This is a genomic window from Anaeromicrobium sp. (assembly GCF_025210435.1).
GTDB lineage: Bacteria > Bacillota > Clostridia > Peptostreptococcales > Thermotaleaceae > Anaeromicrobium.
Map to the genome: position 1 here is coordinate 16,068 of NZ_JAOART010000147.1, position 17,258 is coordinate 33,325.

The window sequence follows — 17,258 nt, forward strand, 5'->3', positions numbered from 1 at the left end:
AACAACAAGCTACTTGCATCTTTTATTATTCCCCATGAATAATTCGGGTTAGTTTTTAAAACCATGGTTTAACTTAGAAGAATATGGTATACTACAATCATCAAATTGGTTTTCATACCTTAAAAGTACTATCTTGTTTAAAGTTCGAGAGGAGTGAATTTTTAAATGAGTGAAGAAGAAAAAAACGATCTAGTATATGTATGTAGTCTTATTGAGTATATTGCTAGAGTTACAAAGAATAAAGTAGCTGATATTGTTAAAATACTTGGCAAGCCAGAGTTAGAACGACAGTTGGATTTAGCTGAAGTTAGTCACTGCTTATCTTTTGAACAAGTATCAGATGAGATTATAGAGGAATATCGTATTAAATAAGGAGAATTTGATTCAGTTGGCAACTGCATATATAAAGTGCCTAGTCATATAGCTATAGGAAAAGATTATCAAAGGCTTATTGAGGACGTATCAAATGGAAAGAGTATTGTAGATACATTATATGAAGTAATGACATCATTTATATCAGAAGAAATCTCTAATTATAACTCTTCCCTATACTATAGTAGTAGAGAATATCTGAAAGCTTGTTATGAGGCTGGAATGATATTAGATTAAAAAAGTTCAGGTGGAGCAATCACCTGAATTTTTTAAGCCGTTTATTCTATGCTAATATATAATGTTTAAGTATTATAATACAAAAAAAGAGTATTGATGATAAGAACGCTGGATACTGTTAGTATTTTTGCTAGCATTTTATTTTTAATAGACGACTATTGGAGATTTTTATATTTTTAGCACTATTTCCTTGGAAATTCCATAACCTAAAAACTAATATAAAAGTGGTTATATAGATTTAGTAAGGGAAAAGAATGGATAAAATAGTTGATTTTACAGTGTTTTGTCTTGAAAATTACAAGCAGACCCACCATATGACTGGTAAGGATGCTTTGGAGACTTTTAACAAAAACGAGGTATTTGATTATATTAGAAAATTTTATGATGTACTTTATACATTTGGAGAAAGAGATATTGATAAATATATAGAATTGAGAGGTAATTGAACAATGACAAATATAAATTTTATGATGAATATGACAAAATCTTATTTAGAGGGTAAAATTGGCAGTATATCATATTGTCTTGATTTTCCGTATGAACTAGAAAAGAGATATGAAAAAATGGTGAAGGAAAATAGGGAGTATGCAGAATTGATTTATGATCTCTTGATTGAAGATGGAATAAATATGGATAATCAACTAACGGATATAAAATTAAAGGAATTAATTTCTAAACATTATGAATATATTAAGAGCATAGATACCCTTTAATAGACAGGCGAATCTAAATGAAAAAAGTATTTGATACAATAATTACTAGATTGGATAAATATAAAAATTATACAGATGTAATGTATGATGTAGTTATATAGGGAGTTAATGGGATTATAAATGAACTTAAATAAAGAAATTATCACGTAAACAGGGGGCTAATATTTTGAAACGATTTGAAAAACTAAGGAATACTGCAACTAATGAAGATTATATAGTAGGTATAGTTGATTCAAAAGGACCTGGAGGGTCACATTTTCAAGGAGAAGAATATTGGACATTTAGTTTTTCTTTTTATACATGGTATAAAGAAGACAAAAATGTCAGTAATACATCACTGTATGTGTATAAAGAAGTAGAACATTCTAAGGTTAGAGAGTTAATGGATAAGGTGAAGAAAGAAAGTGTTATTAAAATAAGAATTAAATGTCCGATAGAAAATAGTAGGGTTGAATTAATAGATATAGAAGAAACTGATTTTTATGATGAGATATTACAGCCATATTTAGATGAGATAAAAAGGGAAGTAGCATATATTGATGATAATCTAGGCACACTTGTATATGATAAAGGTGTTGAGTGGTTTAGCAAGAATATGCAATGGTGCTCAAATTATGCTGAATTAGTTTTTAACACTAACGATGTTGATGAATTAAAAAGGATGATTAGAGATTATAGTTTTGTCTTAGAAAACAATAAAGAATGGGATGTGAAAGCTAGAGAGTTTGCTGCACTTAAATTATTAGATCTAAAAAATGATTTTTGGTTAGATGAAGATGAAGCAGAGCTAACTCATAGTGATTTTGTTAATAGAATAGGATTAGAATCTTTAAGTATAGAAAGTGACGGAGGCCTAACGTTTTGGTTTAAAGATGGAGATATATTTGCAGGCCATGTCATAATAGTTAAGGCAAATAGTAATGGCGAGTTTTTAGATGCTGAAATGGCAGGTTAGTGGTGGAAAAGTATCATTGATATTCTACATGAAATTATGATGTTGTGACAAAAGGAAATTAAGAAGAAAGATATAATAAAACTATATTAGATTAACAAAAAACTTGTATTTAATGATAACTAAATTTTTTTAGCCCTTACTTGACTGTAGGGTATGTGTCAAGAATTGAAAAAAGAGCCATAAAAAAATTAGGGAAGGCATTTAATAGTAGTTGTAAAAATAAAAGTAAAGAGAAATAAGAAGTATTTAAAGGTGTTACAAGTATTGTAGCATCTTTTTTAATGGAATTAAAAAAGAAATATACTCTATAAAACATATTCAATTCCGAGTAGGAATAAAAAGGAACTAAATATATAAAAATATTAACATAAAAAAACATAAAATTTTACAATAAACCCATAATAATGAATATACGTATAACTTAACATATAGAAACGGAGGGTACTAATGATACATAACAAAATAGGAGAACTATTAATAAAAAATGGGCTTATAAGTGAAAAACAATTAAGTGAAGCTTTAGATATTCAAAAAATTCATAATGAAAAATTAGGAAGAATATTAATAAAAAAAAAGTATGTAGATGAAAAAGAATTGTATATAACATTGAGTAAACAACTAAATATTCCTTTTATAGAGTTAGACAATCACACTATAGATAGTTATATTATAGAAATTTTTAGCAAAAAATTTGTTACTAAAAATCTATTAATTCCATTTTATAAGGGTGACGGATTTTTGAGAATATTAATGGAAGATCCCTTAAATATTAGTTTAATAGAGTATATGCAAAATACTACAGAATTAGATATAGAGGTCTATATTGGGACTAAAAGTCATATATTATGCCAAATTGAAAAATATTATGATAATGTATTGAAAGAAGAGTTAATTTATGAACTTGAAAAAAGGGATAAGGAAGAAAAAGATCATAATATAATGCCAATCAATGGAACTTCAATAGGAACTTTTTTCAATTTTTTAATTAAAAAGGCTGCTCACATGAAAAGTAGCGATATCCATATAGAACCTAAAAATAATAATTTAATAATAAGATTTAGAATAAATGGTGAATTAAAAGTAGTAGAAAATCTTCCTAGGTCTGTTTATGAAGCATTAATTCAACACATAAAATATATGTGTCAACTAAATCTAGTAGAAAAGCGAATTCCTCAGGATGGAAGATATGAAATAAATATAGGTGGTAATAATATTGATATAAGAATCTCAACTATCCCTACTGTTTATGGTGAAAAGATAGTTTTTAGACTATTAAATCGCCAGGAATTTATTAAAACAAGGGACGAATTAGGGTTAGACAAAAAAAGTTTACTTATATATAAAAATATGATTAAGAGAAATTCAGGTATAATTTTAATTTCTGGCCCTACTGGAAGTGGTAAGACAACCACATTATACAGCATTATAAATGAATTAGATTGTAAAAGTAAAAATATAACTACCATTGAAGATCCGGTAGAATACAAGATGGAGAACCTAAACCAAATGGAAGTAAATGAAAAAATAAAGATGACCTTTGAATCAGGTTTAAAAGCCCTATTAAGGCAAGATCCAGATGTAATAATGATAGGAGAAATCAGAAACAAAAATACAGCTAAAATTGCCTTTAAGGCATCTATAACAGGCCATCTAGTATTAAGTACTATACATACTAAAAATACATTCTCTACAATATTAAGATTAAAAGATATGGGTATAGACCCCTACTTAATATCCAATGGTTTAATAGGTGTAATAGCTCAAAGATTAGTAAAAGAAATTTGTCCTAATTGTAAGGTAGCTTATAAAAATAAAAGTTTCCTAGTGGGAAATATAAAAAAACTATATAAAGGAGTGGGATGTAATTATTGTAATAATACGGGTTATAAAGGCCGGCTAGGCATCTATGAAATTATGTCTGTTGATAATCATATAAAAAAATTAATAAACGAAAAATTTTCTTTAGAAAAGATAAGAAGCTATGGAATAGAAAATGGAATGAGTACCTTGGAAAAAGCTGGGCTAAAACTATTGAAACGTGGAAAGATTACATTAGAGGATTTCATAGGGTTATATTATTCTACAAAATAAGAGGTGTTAACTTGACTAAATATGTTTATAAGGCCATAGATGACGATGGAAATGAATTCAAAGGAGATTGTCTGGCAGAAAAAAAAGAAGATGTAATCTCATATATACATGATAAATCTTTATATCCATTAAAAATACGTAAAAGTTACAAATTAAAAATAATAAGATCACTTTCATACAAGGATACAATAGTATTTTGCAGAATGTTAGGAACATTACTAATGGCAGATCTTTCATTTAGTGAAAGTATTAAAATATTATCTTTACAGATTAAAAGTATAAAATTAAGAAATGTCATAAAAACTATTTCTATGGAAATTGAAGATGGAAATAGTATTGGAAACAGTATGAATAGTTGTAAAGGGGCTTTTAACAATTTCTTTATAGGAATGGTAAAGATTGCTGAAGATACAGGTACATTGCATATCTTAATGGATAAAATGGCAAATTTTTATGAGCAAAGGGAAAAGGTTAAGAATAAATTTGTAAATGCCATAATGTATCCAATAATTTTAACCCTTGCCACCATAGGGGTAGTATTTTTTATATTTAATTTTGTCATTCCAAGCATGGCTGGTATATTTAAGACAATGGATATGGACTTACCCTATTCTACTAAAATAATTTATAAAATAAGTCAGTATAGTATGGAAATTTTAATTGGCATGGTCATTAATATAATTATATTGAGTATACTTTTTTTATATTTATATAAAAATAAACAGTATTTTGTGGATAAAACAAAAACTAAAATACCCATTATTAAAAATCTATTAATATTAGATCTAGCATGTAATTTTTGTAGTAGCATGAGTTTAATGTTAAATTGTAATGTGCCTGTTAAAAGGGCTTTAGATAATTTTATCCATACTATTGATAATGTATATATTAAAAATAAATTTAAAAATGTACTATATGAAATCCAAAGTGGAAAAAGCCTTTATAATTCACTGGAAAATACAGACATATTTCCAGAAACCTTAATATTAATGATTAGAATTGGAGAAGAATCTTCTAAATTAAATTTTTTATTAGAAAAGGGTGAAGAAATTTACTATAGTGAGTTAGAAAATTTATTGAAAAAGATAAGTATAATGATGGAACCTGTTTTTTTATCCACCATAGGAATAATAATAGGAACCATAGTTATTTCTGTAGTACTCCCCATGTTTAATATGATGGATATGGTTAATTATATGTAAAGTATCATTCAAATAAATTCAATATTATGGCTTTATTTTTTTGTTAAAAGTTATAAAAAATGGAATAATTACAAATAATATACTTAGAATTTCAACTACAATAAAAAGGAGGAAGAAACATGAAAAATATTAAGAACAATGATAGAGGTTTTACTTTAATTGAAATTTTAGGTGTATTAGCAATAATGGCCATATTAATGGCTATGGTGGTACCTAAAATAGGAGGTTTTACAAATCAAGCTAAAAGAAGTGTGGATACTGTGGCTAAAGATACCATTCAAAAGGCATTGACCTTTTCTTTATTGAATCAAGAGATAACACTAAAGGACTCTAATACATCTGGAGTCATAAATATAAAGAAAGATAAAAGTATTACAGTTGACGGATTGCAGATCAATGGTGAAGATGATTCAAATGGAGCAAAAGCCACAGTACTCTTAACAGAATTATTAGGTAAAGATTTTTATCCTAAATCAGATGATTTTGAGCGCTTTGAAATTACCATATCTGCCAATGATGATATTGACGTAAAATTAATCAAAAAAAAATAATAAAGTAAGTTCTGATAATTATTACACTGCCTAAAGGAGAGTATAAAATTGTTTGATAAATTATCCATAGAAATAAATGAGAAAAAAGTGAAAATAGTTTATGGTAACTATAAAAATAATTTTTTTCACATTAAAAAATTTTATACTCTTAGTAATTCTTATTATGAATCTAATAGGAAAAAAATGATTAATAGTCTATTAAAAGATGAAAAAATCAGTTCCAAAAGGGTATCCTTTATATTTAATAATCCTAACCTCATATGCAAAAGTATACAAACTCCCATTAAAAGGGAAAGGAATATAGATTCTTTCATGGCATATGAATGGGAAAAACATATACCTAAAAACAAAGAATATGTTACTAGGTACAAAATTTTAAAAAAGAGCCCTGAAGGAATTAAGATACTATGGGTATCCTGTCCTAGAAAGATAATAGATGAATATAGAGAACTCTGTCTCAATTTTAATCTAAAACCCCATGTGTTAAATGTGGCTGCAGACTCCATATTTAAAATATTTAAAGAAATGAATTCTCATGAAACTATAGCTTTTATGCGATTAGAAGAAGATCATTTATACTTAAATATAATAAATAACAAATATGACCTTATTAGTAAATCTATTAATATGCAAAAATCTAAATCTATTGTAGATATGATAGGAAGATTATTTAAGTATTTTGAGCAAGAATACAAAAGTCCTGTAAGTAAAATTGCCTTTGTAGGAGATGCTTTTAATAACCTAAAAGAATTGAATCTTCCCATATTAAATGAAATACATGGGATTGAAATTTCTAATAAGCTAAATATTTTAGACAATATTGAAATCTTAGGTTCAATTATTAGCAGGTAGGTGGATTAATGAAACATATAAACTTTTTTAAAGAAGAAAAAAGCAAAAGAATAAAATATATTAATTACATTTTAATTTCTCTCATATTATGCATATTTATATGTGAAGGTTATATTCTAAAGAAAAAATCTGATATAATCAAAACTTTTAACAAAATAGATTATGCTAATGCAAAAAAAGTTAAAAAAGATGAAAAACATAACAGAAAAATTGATGAAGAAATCGAAAATATATCTATAGCGAAAAAAAACATTATTGACAAAAATAATATTAGTGATTTATTGGTATTAACTATAACTGACATACTTCCTGAGGAAATTTCATTAGAAACCTTGTCTATTTCAGAAGACAAAATTTTTGTATGTGGAAGAACATCCTTATTAGGTAGTTTGCAAAACTATAAAAATAGTCTAATAAGTTTAAATGTATTTGAAAATATTGAAATGGAAACTAAAAAAGGAAAAAATGGATATGAATTTAATCTATCCTTTGACATAGGAATGAATTAAACATGATTACATATATTAGAAAGAGAAAATATTACATATTTATATTTATAGTATTAAATTTAATAATTTCTTCCTACAAAGAAATAAGTAGAGCTATAACTATAAATGACAGAGCCACAAGAGTTAATTGTAATTTAGATAAAATTAATGAAAATCTAGCAAATGCTAATGAATATTTAAGTGAATTTGAACTTAAAAAATTAAAACTAAGGAAAGTAAAAAAGGATTTTTTCATAAACTTAGAAGAAGATGAAGCCATTACCCTAATAGAAGAATTTTTCAATATTAATAATTTGAATTTGTTTGATATATATTTAAGGAAGGATGAGAATATATCTAGTACATATAATTGTTGGTACATAAGTGGAGAGTTTTGTGGAACCTTTGAAGAAATTATGAATCTACTTAGTACCTTGAGAAATTATGAAAAGAATATAATTATAAATAAAATAGATTTAGAAAAACTGGAAAAGGATCTCATCCAAGGAAGTATAAACTTGTGCCTAGGCAATATTAAAGAAGAAAAAGGTATTACCATTATACCCCAAATAACCTATTTACCTATTGAAATAAATAATAATCCCTTTAATAGAATTGTAGAAGATAAAGTAATAATACCTAAAAAAATAACTTTCCCCTATTTAAAATATGGTCCCAATCTTTTAAATAGAGGAAATACTATAGAAAGTAAATTGATTATTCAAAGGGATTCTTTAAATATAGATTATAATGTCTATGGTAGTGGAAGTAGCAAATTAATTTTATTTTTTGATAAGGATATTCTAATTCCTAAAAAAACTAAAATTTTAAGATGTGAAATAGTTGGAATAGAAGATGGATCCGTTTTATGCGAGATGATCATAAAAGATGATGAACGATATATTCATAAAATAATTCCAACAAAAACTGAGAATAGCTATTGGTTTGATTTAAGTGAAATTAAGACCATATCAGTACTTCAGCGATTAGAATTTTTAATTAAAACAAAAAAACATGGTAGTATTTGTATAAAATCCATGTATATGAGTGAGGAGAAATAAAAATGAAGAAAATCATTTTTATAATTATATCAATGTTATTAATTTCTTTTAATATAGCATATGCTCAAACTAGTGAAGGAGAGGAGGCAGGAAGTAAGCTCGGAGGTCAAGTGGGAAAATTCAAGGGAGAAGCCGATTATTCTAATGGACGAGAAAAAAATTGGGAAAAAGCAATTTTAAAGGATTACGAAATAATCAATGAATGCAATCTAGAGCGAGAAAGGCCTCAGTATATATTAAATTTTGTAAGGGGTTACAAGGACGGATTCAAAAAAGAATACAATAAAAACTTTTCCCTTAGAAATATTAATACTATTGAAATGAATATAAACTATATTAAGTTGAAACCTAATGAAGTTAAGGTAGAAAGTAAGGATAAAATGTTTGGTATAGACTTTACTAAAAACAGATTTTATAAGGATATATATCTATCCATAAAGAAAAAAACATATGAAATCCCTGAAAAATATGAAAAACTAGGAAGTTTATATGAAGTTAATATGGAAGATTGGAAAAAAGGTATATATGAGCCAATACATATATCTTTTGATTTTCCTTATGAAGAAAATGTAGGAATATATGAGTTGAGAAATAAGGGCTGGACATATTTGTATACTAAATCTCTAGATAAATGTAGTTATACCTCTATAGTAAAAATGAGATACGCAGGAGGTACTTATGCCCTATTAAGAGATAATCACTTTAAATGTCCTAAAGATATTAACACTAATTGGGCAGCTGAGGAAATATATACTTTTGTCAAAAGGGGATACATAAGTGCCCGTTATGATTTAACTTATACACCAGAAGGAGAGATTAAATTAGGAGAATTTATGAGTTTATTAGATAGAATAGATAAAAATAATTTTTTTGTTGAGAATAATGTACAAATACTTAAAGAATCTAAAGAATTTGGGGAATATGGCAATTGTATTGAAACGTTTATCCAAAAGAAATATTTAACAAAAGAAGATTTAGTAAAAATTGATCCCTATAAAAGTTTAGATTATCATTTATTCGAAAAAATATTAAGAAGAATACCTGGAAATAGTCACTTTTCATGGAAAGAAATCCAAAATAAAATTCTTAATGAAAAATATAAAAAATCAAATAGTATTGAGGGAATGAATATACCAATGAAAAGATCAGAAGTAATATATACTCTATACCAATTAGAAGAAAATAAAATAATATGAAAAGTAAAGGCATGTCATTAATTGAAATAATAATATTAATGGCACTTATGACCATTGTTTTTACTCTTTCTCTTAAATTTAATACTAATAAAATAGATGATTTTTTATTACAATCCACGGGAAAAATAATAAAGAGTTACATGGAGCTTGCAAAGGAAATAAGTATTAAGGAAAGAACTCCCTACAGAGTAATATTTGACTCAAATGAAAACACTATCACAATAAGAGAAAGAAACTTTAATCCTCAAATAATAGATCATATTCAAATCGATAATAGAATTAGGTTCATAGGTAAAGAAATAAGTATTTTAGATTTTAACTCTAATGGCCATAGTAGATATTTTAATGTTGTCATAGAAAATAAAAATCATAAACAAATGAGAATTAAAATACTCCCTGTGACAAATGAAGTGAAGGTAGAAGATATAAAATGAAAAAATATGAAAAGGGCATGACTTTAATAGAAGTGTTAATTTCTTTAGTTTTATTAACAGCAATTAGTTCTATTGTAATAAAATCTTGTGTCTTATTAAATAGAATGCACAACCTGCATACATCTGACCATATAACTAAAAGTGTTAACCTCATGGAAGAGTTTAAAGGAAATAAAGAACTAAAAAAAGAAATAGAAATTTCAAAGTACAATAATATGATATTAATAACAATCAAAGGTAAAGAGGTTCTTTATAGGTTAGAGGGAAATCATAGTTTATTTAAGGAAGAAATCCATGAAGAGTACACTGGAGATATGTAAATGAAAGGAAAAAAAGGAATGACATTAATAGAACTAATCTTGTCCATGGGAATTATGGTTATAATATTGTCTGCAAGCATGATGATATTTACCCTATACTGTAAAAAATATATCTATACCACTATAGAATTAGAACATAAATTAAAACTCAAAGAAGCGGCTCAATTAATAGAGATTAGTATTAGTCAATTAAATAAGGATAATATTCAATTTAAAGAAAAAGATATGGCTTTAGAAGGAACTGATTTTTGTGGAAAAGTACACAAAATAAATTTAAGTGGAAGATATACAAATAGTAAAAATACAGATTTGTATTATTATAAAAACTTAGGCCAATTAAGGAAAAATTCATATGGAGAACAAAATGTATTAAGTAGAAATATAAAATACATTAAAGTAAATGAACTTATTCCCTCTAAGTTAATAAAAATAGTAATAGGAGATAAATTTCAAAATGAAGAGACAAAAATTATTTTTATAGGTGAAGGTATATGAAAGGATTCGCATATGTAAACTTAATAGTAATTTTAGGAATAGTTATGATAATAACAGGTGTAGTTATAACCGTTAATTTGCATGATAATATGACAGTACAATTACAATGTGATTATTATAAAGCCAAGTATTTAGCTGAAAGCGGAATCGAAGAGATTAGTGACAAAATTTATGATGACATTAATGCTTATATAAACTCATATTTCCTAAGAACTAAAATGCATAAATTAGAATATATTAATAAACAAGAAAAAGAATATACTCCTTTAGATGTACATAAATACATAAATAAACCCTTTGTTGAAGGAATATATAATTATAATTATAAAAAAGACAACATATTTAAATATGTACACAATCACAAATATAATATAAAAACTACATATGAACCAAAATACAACAGAGTAATAATCGAAAGTGAGGGAACCTATAATAAAAGTAAAAGTAAAATACAGATTCTTATGGATTTGGCAAAATTAGAGGTAAATCATTATGATGAAAATAATCTACCCATTGTAAAAATTAAATCTCCAGAGATTATAGAATATAAATACATTTATTAAAAATACTATTATCTATAAACATACATTACTAAAAAATAAAGTATAAAATTCTACTCAAAGTAACTAATTTATGATATCATAATAAAAGATATGCAAAATTTACATATTACATAGGTTTTACGGGAGATGATTCCCATAGAAGAGAGAATCAATAATCTTAAAAATCTTTTTAATCAAAACAATAAGGAGATTTTATAACCCTTGATTTCGAAGGTTATTGTTCTGATATGATTAGAACTGTAGTTGTGGGTAAGGCTAATGAAAAATAAAATGAAATTTATAATATAGTTTTAGAGGCTCAAAAGATGGCTTTAGCAAATATAAGGCCTAATAAAGAGTGTTCAAAAATAGATAAAATCGCTAGAGACTACATAAGTGAAAAGGGTTATGGCGAATATTTTAGTCATGGTCTAGGCCATGGAGTAGGAATGGAAGTTCATGAGAGCCCGAGGCTATCTCCCATTAGTAATTTCCATATTAAAATCTAATATGGAAATTACTGATGAACCTGGAATTTATATTCCAGAGTTTGGAGTAGTTAGAATAGAAGATTTAGTATTAGTTACCTATAAGGGCCATGACGTTCTATCCCAATCATCAAAAGAATTAATAGAATTATAAAATGTGGAGGGATAATAATGATTTACGCAGGAGATTTTAGAAAAGGTATTACATTTGAAATAAACGGAGTTCCACATGTAATATTGGACTTCCAACATGTAAAGCCTGGAAAGGGAGCGGCTTTTGTTAGAACTAAATATAGAAATATAATGACAGGTTCTACTCGTGAAGAAGCTTTTAATCCAAATGAGAAGTTTAAAAAAGCCCATATTGAAACTAAAGAAATGCAGTATTTATATAGTGATGGTGATTTATATTATTTCATGGACAATGAAACATATGACCAAGTTCCTCTTACAAAAGAACATGTGGAGGAAGCAGTTAAGTACATAAGAGAAAATGATATGGCAACAGTTAAGTTCTTCAATGGAAGTGCATTCCAAGTGGATCCTCCTAACTTTGTAGAATTAGCTGTAATTGAAACGGAACCAGGTATTAAGGGGGCTACTGCCACTAACGTAACTAAACCAGCTACAGTAGAAACAGGTGCAATTGTACATGTTCCAGTTTTTATTAATGAAGGAGATAAAATTAAAATAGATACAAGATCTGGTGAGTATTTATCTAGAGCTTAGGCAATACTATTATAGTAACTAAGCAAAAGGAGGTCGTATCTGTGAACTATCTATATGAAAAGGTAGCATACTTAAGAGGTTTAGCAGAAGGCATCGAAGTAACCGAATGCTCAAAGGAAGGTAAATTACTTATAGGCATTTTAGATGTTCTAGAGGAATTTGCTGATGCATTATCTGACTTGAATGAGGAAGTAGAAGAGTTAGATGAGTATGTTGAGTGTATTGATGAAGACTTATCTGAAGTAGAAGAAGTTTTATTTGAAGAAGATGAAGAAAATCTACTAGAAGATGATCTGGATTTAGTTGAAGTTGAGTGTCCAAGCTGTGGTGATACAATTTACTTAGATGATGAAGTAATGTATAGCAATGATGAAGAAACTGAACTATTGTGTCCAAGTTGTAATGAACACATATATGTTGAACCAAATGAATAAAAAATAAAAAAAAGATTCCTAATTAATATTAATTAGGAATCTTTTTTTTATTTTTTAGCATAATTCAGACTAAGTTTAAATATTAATTATATAAAGGAGGACATGTTATTATGAATTTCTCAAAAGACAATAATTTCTATAAAAAAGTGAAAAATTTACCCCATAATGTATTGGAAATATTTCCATTAAATATAAGAGATATATTATTAAAAATCTCAGAAGAAAAATTAAATGGAACTGAAGAAATTAGACTACGTACAAATAGACCCTTAATAATAAATAAATCTAATAGGGATTTTTTAATTAATAGTTCAGGCCATATGGAAACTAATTTAAATGAACCCTATCTAGTGTCTAAAGAAGACATACTAAAAACATATCAATTAGTGACAGATTATTCAATATATGCCTTTGAAGAAGACATAAAAAATGGATTTATAACTTTAAAAAACGGACATAGGGTAGGCATTTGTGGACGTGTAGTTTTTAATAGAAGTGGAATTCAAACTATACAAGATATATCAGGATTAAACATAAGAATAGCTCACGAAAAAGTAGGGGTATCTAACTTTATCATAAAGTATTTAATTAATAACTCCACAGATATTTATAATACTTTGATAATTTCTCCTCCCCAATGTGGCAAAACAACTTTGCTGAGGGATATTATACGAAATTTAAGTAATGGTATTGAAACATTTAATTATATTGGAACAAATGTGGGAGTTGTGGATGAACGCTCGGAGATTTGTGCCATGTATAAGGGAATTCCTCAAAATAATATAGGTATACGAACAGATGTATTAGATGCTTGTCCAAAGGCTGAAGGTATATTCATGCTCTTAAGATCCATGTCTCCTAATGTCATTGCCACTGATGAAATAGGTAAAAAAGAAGATGTACAGGCAATTAAGAGTATTTTAAATGCTGGTGTAAAAGTAATAACAACCATACATGGATATGATGTGGATGATATTAAAAACAGAGAGCATGTAGGAGAATTAATAGAAAAAAGCATATTCCAGCGTATTTTAGTTTTAACCAATAATCCTAAGGTAGGAACTGTAAAGGAAGTAATTGATGGGAGTAATATGAGTAAAATATATAATTTTATCAATTAAAACAAAGGAGGAATTAAATTGTTGATTAAGTTAGTGTTATCAACCTTAATTATAGGAGCCTGCACTTTTATAGGGTACATGTATTCTTACTCCTATACTCAACGATTTAAAGAATTAAAAGCTCTATATAGTAGTATACAACAATTAGAAACAGAAATAATGTTTACATCATCAAGATTAGTTGATGCATTATATAGGGCAGGAGAATATTCTAAAGACAGTATAGGAAAGGTTTTCATAGAGATTTCAAATTTACTATCTACTAAAAGAGGTTATACAGTAGAGGAAGCCTTTAAAATAAGTATAGATAAAGAAGGTAACAATCTATTTATGTTAAAAGATGACATTGACATAATGTATAATCTCTTTCTAAATCTAGGATACATGGACAAGGAGCACCAACAAACTTTTTTCAAAAGTTCTTATATAGAATTAGATCAGCAAAAAAAGGAAGCCTATGAATTGGCAAAACAATATGGAGATATGTATAGAAAAATAGGCGCCTTAATCGGAATTGCCATAGTAGTAATTTTTATATAAAAACAAAGTTAAAGGAGGATTGTCATGAATGTTAGCGTCGATTTGATTTTTAAAATTGCAGGAATAGGAATAGTAGTAACAGTACTAAATCAGGTACTTATACGCTCTGGCAGAGACGATCAAGCAATGATGACCACATTAGCAGGAATAATTGTTGTATTATTTATGATTATAAAAATGATAAGTGAATTATTTGCTACTGTAAAGACCATGTTTCAACTTTACTAATAAGGGTGATTTATATGGATATATTCAAGATTGTTGGAGTAGGTATAATAGCAACTGTTTTATCTATGACTTTTAAAAAACATAAACCTGAAATCTCACTACAAATAAGCTTAGTAGCAGGGTTAGTAATATTTCTCTTTATATTATCTAAATTAGGAACCGTTTTAGAACTTCTTAATATGATATCTAAAAGACTTGATATAGATATTATATACATATCCACAATATTTAAAATTATTGGTATAGCATATATAGCAGAGTTTGGAGCACAACTTTGTAAGGATGCGGGTGAAGGAGCTATTGCCTCAAAAATTGAATTAGCTGGAAAAGTACTAATAATGGTATTAGCTATACCAATTTTGGTAGGGCTTTTAAATACCATTATTCAATTAATAGCATAGGGTGAATAAGATGAAAAAAATAATTTTAGTGTTACTAATATTTTTCGCATTAACATCTACGTCCTATTCATTAGATAATAATACCTATTCACAAGATGATATATTGAATGAACAAATAAATAATATAGATTTTCAATCTATAGATAAGATATTAGATGAAATAGATGCTAATGGAAAAAGTAAATTATCAAATATAGATATAAAAAAAATGTTAATAGACCTAGTAAAAGGGGAGGGAAATTATTCTGTAAAGTCAGGTATTGAATATACTGTAGAAGTACTTTTTAGGGAAATAGTTTCAAATTCACACATATTGGCACACATAATAATTTTGTCATTAATATGTACTTTATTAAATAACTTATCATCTGCCTTTGAGAGTGACTCAGTGGCTCAATTAGCATATATGGTATGTTATTTACTTATTATTACTCTAGCAATTAAAAACTTCTCAAGTGCCATAAGTATAGGTAATGAAAGTATTGAAAATATGCTAAGTTTTATGCAAGCTTTATTTCCCATATTAATTACTTTCATAGTAAGTACAGGATCAATAACCACAGCAACTTTGTTTCAACCCATAATATTTAGTTCCATATCAATTGTAAGTACATTTATGCAAACTTTAATCATGCCCCTTATTTTTTTTACTGCCATATTGAGTATGGTTAATAATCTTTCGTCGAAGATTCATATAAATAGATTATCTTCCCTTTTAAGGGAAGGAACCCTAGTTGCTATGGGTTTTATTCTAACACTATTTAGTGGTGTTATAGCAATTAAAGGGGTAACATCCGCAGCCAGTGATGGACTAACTCTAAGAACAGCTAGATTCGCTGTAGAGAGCTTTGTTCCAGTGGTAGGAGGATTCATATCAGATGCCTTTGATACTATAATTGGCTGTTCTGTTTTATTAAAAAATGCAGTGGGGATTATTGGTATAATAATTCTTCTTATTATAGTATCAATGCCTTTGATCAAAATACTATCATTAATCTTCTTATATAAAATATCAGCAGCCATAATAGAACCTATAACAGATAGTAAATTAGTGAATTGTTTAAATGAAATAAGTAAAGCTATGGTACTAGTATTTGCAGTTGTATCTTCAGTTGCCATTATGTTTTTTTTGGCAGTAACCATTATAATTGGAACAGGCAATCTGACCTTAATATTAAAGTAGGTGATTGAGTGGAAGTTTTATTTAAAAATTGGATAAAAAACATATTAGTTTTAATAATATTCACTACAGGAGTAGAAGTTATATTGCCTAATGGTTCTACTAAAAAATATGTGAATCTAGTAATAGGTATTTTAGTTATTATTGTAATATTAAATCCTATTTTACTATTGGTAAAAGGTAATATTAATATTGAAGGAGAGATAATAAGAACATCAGCCATTTTGGATAGTAATATATTAGAAATAAAAAAAGATAATATTAATTTAAACCAAGAAGAACAAATTATAAAAGTATATAAAAATAAGCTAGAGGGACATATAAAAGATAGAATTTCTAAGGATTATGCTGTAATAGTCAATAAGGTAGATACAGAAATAATACAAGATACTGCTAGTGATAACTTTGGAACTATTAAAAATGTTAAAATAGGAATTTCATTTAAGGAAAATAAAAAAAATCATTTAAATAAAATAGAAAAAATATATGTAAATGTAAGTAATAATAAAGGGGAAAATGTAAAAGAAGAAAAAAGCAAAAGTAAAAAAATAGATAAAATAAAGAAAGAAATAGCACTCTTCTATGATTTAGATGTTACTGATATAACAATAATAAATGAAAATTAAAG

26 protein-coding genes are annotated in these 17,258 nt (G+C 26.9%); all 26 read left to right on the plus strand.

Features of this window, described 5'->3' with window-relative positions:
* The first annotated feature begins 165 nt into the window (after window positions 1–165).
* The 26 genes from N4A57_RS18550 (at window position 166) to spoIIIAF (ending at window position 17,256) form a co-directional block, all read left to right on the plus strand.
* Entirely contained in the window at window positions 166–372 is a 207-nt protein-coding gene (locus N4A57_RS18550; RefSeq protein ID WP_330671552.1) for a hypothetical protein, read from the plus strand.
* 36 nt (window positions 373–408) lie between these two features.
* Entirely contained in the window at window positions 409–609 is a 201-nt protein-coding gene (locus N4A57_RS18555) for a hypothetical protein (protein ID WP_330671553.1), read from the plus strand.
* 254 nt (window positions 610–863) lie between these two features.
* Window positions 864–1,055, plus strand: a complete 192-nt coding sequence (locus tag N4A57_RS17990; protein WP_293659483.1) for a DUF3791 domain-containing protein — start codon at window positions 864–866, stop codon at window positions 1,053–1,055.
* Between the two features lie 3 nt (window positions 1,056–1,058).
* Window positions 1,059–1,322, plus strand: a complete 264-nt coding sequence (locus N4A57_RS17995) for a hypothetical protein (protein WP_293659484.1) — start codon at window positions 1,059–1,061, stop codon at window positions 1,320–1,322.
* A gap of 166 nt (window positions 1,323–1,488) precedes the next feature.
* Window positions 1,489–2,277, plus strand: coding sequence for a DUF2262 domain-containing protein (locus N4A57_RS18000; protein ID WP_293659485.1), 789 nt, complete (start codon window positions 1,489–1,491; stop codon window positions 2,275–2,277).
* Between the two features lie 447 nt (window positions 2,278–2,724).
* The gene (locus N4A57_RS18005) at window positions 2,725–4,368 is read left to right on the plus strand and encodes a GspE/PulE family protein (protein WP_293659486.1); all 1,644 of its coding nucleotides are present in this window, start codon (window positions 2,725–2,727) and stop codon (window positions 4,366–4,368) included.
* An 11-nt stretch (window positions 4,369–4,379) separates the two neighbouring features.
* Complete coding sequence (locus N4A57_RS18010; RefSeq protein WP_293659487.1) at window positions 4,380–5,570, plus strand: type II secretion system F family protein; 1,191 nt, start codon at window positions 4,380–4,382, stop codon at window positions 5,568–5,570.
* A gap of 119 nt (window positions 5,571–5,689) precedes the next feature.
* On the plus strand, window positions 5,690–6,121 hold the full coding sequence (locus N4A57_RS18015; RefSeq protein ID WP_293659488.1) for a type II secretion system protein: 432 nt from the start codon (window positions 5,690–5,692) through the stop codon (window positions 6,119–6,121).
* A 48-nt stretch (window positions 6,122–6,169) separates the two neighbouring features.
* The gene (gene pilM, locus N4A57_RS18020; RefSeq protein ID WP_293659489.1) at window positions 6,170–6,973 is read left to right on the plus strand and encodes a type IV pilus biogenesis protein PilM; all 804 of its coding nucleotides are present in this window, start codon (window positions 6,170–6,172) and stop codon (window positions 6,971–6,973) included.
* Window positions 6,974–6,981: 8 nt separating this feature from the next.
* Window positions 6,982–7,482 carry a hypothetical protein gene (locus N4A57_RS18025; protein WP_293659490.1) on the plus strand — a complete coding sequence of 167 codons (501 nt, stop codon included), beginning with the start codon at window positions 6,982–6,984 and terminating at the stop codon, window positions 7,480–7,482.
* Window positions 7,483–7,484: 2 nt separating this feature from the next.
* Window positions 7,485–8,522, plus strand: a complete 1,038-nt coding sequence (locus N4A57_RS18030) for a hypothetical protein (RefSeq protein ID WP_293659491.1) — start codon at window positions 7,485–7,487, stop codon at window positions 8,520–8,522.
* A 2-nt stretch (window positions 8,523–8,524) separates the two neighbouring features.
* The gene (locus tag N4A57_RS18035) at window positions 8,525–9,718 is read left to right on the plus strand and encodes a hypothetical protein (protein ID WP_293659492.1); all 1,194 of its coding nucleotides are present in this window, start codon (window positions 8,525–8,527) and stop codon (window positions 9,716–9,718) included.
* Entirely contained in the window at window positions 9,715–10,152 is a 438-nt protein-coding gene (locus N4A57_RS18040) for a hypothetical protein (RefSeq protein ID WP_293659493.1), read from the plus strand. Before N4A57_RS18035 ends, N4A57_RS18040 begins: the two co-directional genes overlap by 4 nt.
* A complete protein-coding gene (locus tag N4A57_RS18045; RefSeq protein WP_293659494.1) occupies window positions 10,149–10,472 on the plus strand; it encodes a type IV pilus modification PilV family protein in 324 nt (107 codons plus the stop codon). The genes N4A57_RS18040 and N4A57_RS18045 overlap by 4 nt, the downstream gene beginning before the upstream one ends.
* Window positions 10,473–10,967 (plus strand): type II secretion system protein, encoded by a 495-nt coding sequence (locus tag N4A57_RS18050; protein ID WP_293659495.1) that lies wholly within the window; start codon window positions 10,473–10,475, stop codon window positions 10,965–10,967.
* Entirely contained in the window at window positions 10,964–11,530 is a 567-nt protein-coding gene (locus tag N4A57_RS18055) for a hypothetical protein (protein ID WP_293659496.1), read from the plus strand. Before N4A57_RS18050 ends, N4A57_RS18055 begins: the two co-directional genes overlap by 4 nt.
* 305 nt (window positions 11,531–11,835) lie before the next feature.
* Window positions 11,836–12,018: a M24 family metallopeptidase gene (locus N4A57_RS18560; protein ID WP_334303735.1), complete on the plus strand. Its 183-nt coding sequence runs from the start codon at window positions 11,836–11,838 to the stop codon at window positions 12,016–12,018.
* 1 nt (window position 12,019) lies between these two features.
* A complete protein-coding gene (locus N4A57_RS18565; RefSeq protein WP_330671554.1) occupies window positions 12,020–12,151 on the plus strand; it encodes a M24 family metallopeptidase in 132 nt (43 codons plus the stop codon).
* Between the two features lie 17 nt (window positions 12,152–12,168).
* Complete coding sequence (efp, locus tag N4A57_RS18065; protein WP_293659498.1) at window positions 12,169–12,726, plus strand: elongation factor P; 558 nt, start codon at window positions 12,169–12,171, stop codon at window positions 12,724–12,726.
* A 41-nt stretch (window positions 12,727–12,767) separates the two neighbouring features.
* The gene (locus N4A57_RS18070) at window positions 12,768–13,160 is read left to right on the plus strand and encodes a CD1247 N-terminal domain-containing protein (protein ID WP_293659499.1); all 393 of its coding nucleotides are present in this window, start codon (window positions 12,768–12,770) and stop codon (window positions 13,158–13,160) included.
* A gap of 110 nt (window positions 13,161–13,270) precedes the next feature.
* The gene (gene spoIIIAA, locus N4A57_RS18075; RefSeq protein WP_293659500.1) at window positions 13,271–14,281 is read left to right on the plus strand and encodes a stage III sporulation protein AA; all 1,011 of its coding nucleotides are present in this window, start codon (window positions 13,271–13,273) and stop codon (window positions 14,279–14,281) included.
* 21 nt (window positions 14,282–14,302) lie between these two features.
* The gene (locus N4A57_RS18080; RefSeq protein WP_293659501.1) at window positions 14,303–14,821 is read left to right on the plus strand and encodes a hypothetical protein; all 519 of its coding nucleotides are present in this window, start codon (window positions 14,303–14,305) and stop codon (window positions 14,819–14,821) included.
* 24 nt (window positions 14,822–14,845) lie between these two features.
* Window positions 14,846–15,049 carry a stage III sporulation protein AC gene (spoIIIAC, locus tag N4A57_RS18085; RefSeq protein WP_095129908.1) on the plus strand — a complete coding sequence of 68 codons (204 nt, stop codon included), beginning with the start codon at window positions 14,846–14,848 and terminating at the stop codon, window positions 15,047–15,049.
* Window positions 15,050–15,063: 14 nt separating this feature from the next.
* Entirely contained in the window at window positions 15,064–15,450 is a 387-nt protein-coding gene (gene spoIIIAD / locus N4A57_RS18090) for a stage III sporulation protein AD (RefSeq protein ID WP_293659502.1), read from the plus strand.
* A gap of 10 nt (window positions 15,451–15,460) precedes the next feature.
* Complete coding sequence (gene spoIIIAE, locus N4A57_RS18095; protein WP_293659503.1) at window positions 15,461–16,633, plus strand: stage III sporulation protein AE; 1,173 nt, start codon at window positions 15,461–15,463, stop codon at window positions 16,631–16,633.
* 8 nt (window positions 16,634–16,641) lie between these two features.
* Window positions 16,642–17,256 (plus strand): stage III sporulation protein AF, encoded by a 615-nt coding sequence (gene spoIIIAF / locus N4A57_RS18100; protein ID WP_293659504.1) that lies wholly within the window; start codon window positions 16,642–16,644, stop codon window positions 17,254–17,256.
* Window positions 17,257–17,258 lie beyond the last annotated feature (2 nt).

Bases quoted from the DNA above. Each gene is read 5' to 3' on its own strand.
- N4A57_RS18550 (WP_330671552.1), top strand. From the start codon at position 166: ATGAGTGAAGAAGAAAAAAACGATCTAGTATATGTATGTAGTCTTATT.
- N4A57_RS17990 (WP_293659483.1), top strand. From the start codon at position 864: ATGGATAAAATAGTTGATTTTACAGTGTTTTGTCTTGAAAATTACAAG.
- N4A57_RS17995 (WP_293659484.1), top strand. From the start codon at position 1,059: ATGACAAATATAAATTTTATGATGAATATGACAAAATCTTATTTAGAG.
- N4A57_RS18005 (WP_293659486.1), top strand. From the start codon at position 2,725: ATGATACATAACAAAATAGGAGAACTATTAATAAAAAATGGGCTTATA.
- N4A57_RS18015 (WP_293659488.1), top strand. From the start codon at position 5,690: ATGAAAAATATTAAGAACAATGATAGAGGTTTTACTTTAATTGAAATT.
- N4A57_RS18025 (WP_293659490.1), top strand. From the start codon at position 6,982: ATGAAACATATAAACTTTTTTAAAGAAGAAAAAAGCAAAAGAATAAAA.
- N4A57_RS18030 (WP_293659491.1), top strand. From the start codon at position 7,485: ATGATTACATATATTAGAAAGAGAAAATATTACATATTTATATTTATA.
- N4A57_RS18035 (WP_293659492.1), top strand. From the start codon at position 8,525: ATGAAGAAAATCATTTTTATAATTATATCAATGTTATTAATTTCTTTT.
- N4A57_RS18040 (WP_293659493.1), top strand. From the start codon at position 9,715: ATGAAAAGTAAAGGCATGTCATTAATTGAAATAATAATATTAATGGCA.
- N4A57_RS18045 (WP_293659494.1), top strand. From the start codon at position 10,149: ATGAAAAAATATGAAAAGGGCATGACTTTAATAGAAGTGTTAATTTCT.
- N4A57_RS18050 (WP_293659495.1), top strand. From the start codon at position 10,473: ATGAAAGGAAAAAAAGGAATGACATTAATAGAACTAATCTTGTCCATG.
- N4A57_RS18055 (WP_293659496.1), top strand. From the start codon at position 10,964: ATGAAAGGATTCGCATATGTAAACTTAATAGTAATTTTAGGAATAGTT.
- N4A57_RS18560 (WP_334303735.1), top strand. From the start codon at position 11,836: ATGGCTTTAGCAAATATAAGGCCTAATAAAGAGTGTTCAAAAATAGAT.
- N4A57_RS18565 (WP_330671554.1), top strand. From the start codon at position 12,020: ATGGAAATTACTGATGAACCTGGAATTTATATTCCAGAGTTTGGAGTA.
- efp (WP_293659498.1), top strand. From the start codon at position 12,169: ATGATTTACGCAGGAGATTTTAGAAAAGGTATTACATTTGAAATAAAC.
- spoIIIAA (WP_293659500.1), top strand. From the start codon at position 13,271: ATGAATTTCTCAAAAGACAATAATTTCTATAAAAAAGTGAAAAATTTA.
- spoIIIAC (WP_095129908.1), top strand. From the start codon at position 14,846: ATGAATGTTAGCGTCGATTTGATTTTTAAAATTGCAGGAATAGGAATA.
- spoIIIAD (WP_293659502.1), top strand. From the start codon at position 15,064: ATGGATATATTCAAGATTGTTGGAGTAGGTATAATAGCAACTGTTTTA.
- spoIIIAE (WP_293659503.1), top strand. From the start codon at position 15,461: ATGAAAAAAATAATTTTAGTGTTACTAATATTTTTCGCATTAACATCT.